1 protein-coding gene is annotated in these 2,687 nt (G+C 66.1%); it reads left to right on the top strand.

Going from position 1 to position 2,687, the window contains the following annotated elements; all coding sequences use genetic code 11:
• Nucleotides 1-2,687 (top strand): BREX-6 system adenine-specific DNA-methyltransferase PglX (pglX, locus tag ACLL97_RS17565; protein WP_411281780.1); only part of this gene is annotated, 2,687 nt, incomplete at both ends.

The following is a 2,687-nucleotide window of genomic DNA, read 5'->3' as shown; positions in this document are numbered from 1 at the left end:
CAACCTGCACGGGATCGACATCGACGCGCGCGCGATTCAGATCGCCGCCGCCGCGTTGTGGCTCCGCGCGAAGCTGCACGCGCCCGACGCGCGGCTCTCGCGGATGAACCTGGTGGCGCCGAACTTTCGACTCGCGGCGCTGCCCAAGGACGATCCCGCCCGCGTGGCGCTCGAGACGGAGCTCGCGCAGCTCGGGGTGCCTCGCGAGACGACCACGCGGCTGGTTGACGCGTTGAAGGGTGTGGATCACCTCGGCACGCTGCTGCGCGTGGATCGCGATATCGGCGCGCTTCTCGACGAGCAGGAGCGCGAGGAGCCGCTTTTCGCGCACGCCGCGCGGAAGCATCGCGCGCGCTTGGAGGCGCACCTGGCGTCGTTCCTCGATGCGCATGCGGCGGAGAGTGATCTCGGGCTGAGGCTCGAGGGGGAGCAGCTAGCGGCGGGGGTGCGGTTCGTCGAGCTCGCGAAGGACGGGCGGTACGACGTGGTGGTGGGAAACCCGCCGTATCATTCCACGAGCAAGCTCGCCGAGTCGAAAACCTTCTCCACGATTTGCGAGGAAGGCCGCGCTGACTTGTTTGCATCGTTCTTCGTGCGGTGTCTGGAGTTGGCGCGAGTTGGTGGCGCGTGCGGTCTCGTGACTCTCAGCAACTGGATGTCCCTCGGCGCGTTCGAAGGCCTTCGCGCGCGGCTTCTCCGTGTCGGTATCTCGCTGATTGCAGATTTTGGCAAAAGTGCGTTCGGAGAGGGATCGCAGCTGATCTCGACCTCTGCAACGCTACTTCGACCGCACTTCCCGCGCGTCGGCGGTAGCGTTGCACTTCGCACGTTTGAGAATGCGGGCGCGATCGCGAAGGATCAACCCACTCGGACGGCTGCCGCGCTCCTCGCGCAGGTGGGTCGCTACGAGTTCGACCCGAAGGCGTTCGCGGTCATCGACGGCGAGCCCATCGTCTACTGGTGGACGAAGGAGTTCCTCGACAGGTATGCGGCCGCGCCGAAGCTCGGCGATGTCTCGTCTGTGCGTTCGGGCGCGGCGACGTCTGATAATACGCGGTTCTTGCGCCGCTGGTTCGAGGTCGCCCCTACAGATGGTGGCAACAAACATTGGGCGCCGTACATCAAGGGAGCGGACGGAAGCGCGTGGTGCGATCCCTCCTCTCATGTGGTGCGCTGGGATGGCTTGGGTCTGCAACCACGCGTTTACGCTGAGCATGGGTACGGCTCCTATTCTCGCCAAATCAAGAACGAGCACTGGTACTTCAAGAAAGGGATCGCGTTCACCGCAATCGGCGCGAATTTTTCGGCGCGACTCCACTTGAGAGCGAGTGTGTTCGACGTCATGGGGCAGTCGATCTTCCCGCCAGCGCAGGCCATCGCCGGGACGCTATGTGCGATGAATCGTTCAATCGCAAAGGAAGTCCTGCAGTCGCTCAACCCCACGATTCACTTTCAAGTTAGTGACGTTGAGCGACTCTCGTTGTTCGCGGTCGAATACGCGGACACGATCGTGTCGACCATCGTCGAGGCGTTTCGCCAACACGAAGCAGCGCGTGAACCATCCCGAGACTTCAATGTCCCCGCGAGTTCACCGTGGCGCTGCGTGCAACAGTGGGCTCAGCTCGCTGTAGATCGTCCCGAAGGTGCTCCACTCCCGCCCTACGCCCCCGAATACGACCGGCCCGACCCTGAAGCCCACGTCTCCTTCGCCATCGGCGTCGCCCTCGGCCGTTTCGGCGCCAGCGGCGAAGGCATCCTCGACACCGCCCCAAACACCGCGCTCCCCACCGGCATCCTCTTCGTCGCGCCGAACGACGCCTACCCCGACGCGCTCACCCACCCGAGCCTCGCCCCGCTCCTCGCCGCCTGGGACGCTTTCACCCCCGCCTCGGGCAAGAAGCCGCCGCTCCGCGACTGGCTCCGCAAAGACTTCTTCGCCTACCACAAGGCACTCTATGAGAACCGCCCCATCTACTTCCCGCTCTCGGGCGAGAAGAAGTCCTTCGTCGCCTGGGTGAGCATCCATCGCTTCACCGACGCGACGCTCGCGACGCTCCTCGCCGACCACCTCCACCCGGTGCTCCGCCAGCTCGACGCGGAGATCCACGACGCCAACACCACGCGCGCGAGCTCCGACAAAAAGGCGGCGATCGCCGCGGGCAAGGCCTACGACACCGTCAAGCGGCTCCGCGACGAGCTCGCCGACTTCATCGCCGCGGTCTCGCATTGCGCCGAGCGCGGCGCGCCGCCCACCGATCCCGCATGCCCGCCACGCGAGGTCGATGCGAGCTTCTCCATGGACCTCGACGACGGCGTGATGATCAACAGCGCCGCGCTCTGGCCGCTCCTGTCGCCGCAGTGGAGCGATCCGAAGAAGTGGTGGAAGCAGCTGTGCGCCGCCGAGGGGAAGAAGGACTACGACTGGGCGCACCTCGCGAAGCGCTACTTCCCTTCGCGCGCCGACGCGAAGTGCAAGGAGGATCCGAGCCTCGCGGTCGCGCACCACTGCTTCTGGCGCTACCACCCGGCGAAGTCCTACGCGTGGGAGCTCCGGCTGCAGGACGAGATCCGCGAAGGCTTCACGATCGACGAGCCGGGGTCGGACGAGGCGCGCGCCGCGTACCTCCGGGCGCACGCCGCCGAGGCCGAGGCCGCGCGGGAGAAGGAGCGCGTGCGTCGGCTACGCA

This window comes from Gemmatimonas sp., from assembly GCF_046594945.1.
In the GTDB taxonomy this organism is placed as follows: Bacteria; Gemmatimonadota; Gemmatimonadetes; order Gemmatimonadales; family Gemmatimonadaceae; genus Gemmatimonas.
This window is presented reverse-complemented; position numbering and strand designations above follow the sequence as displayed.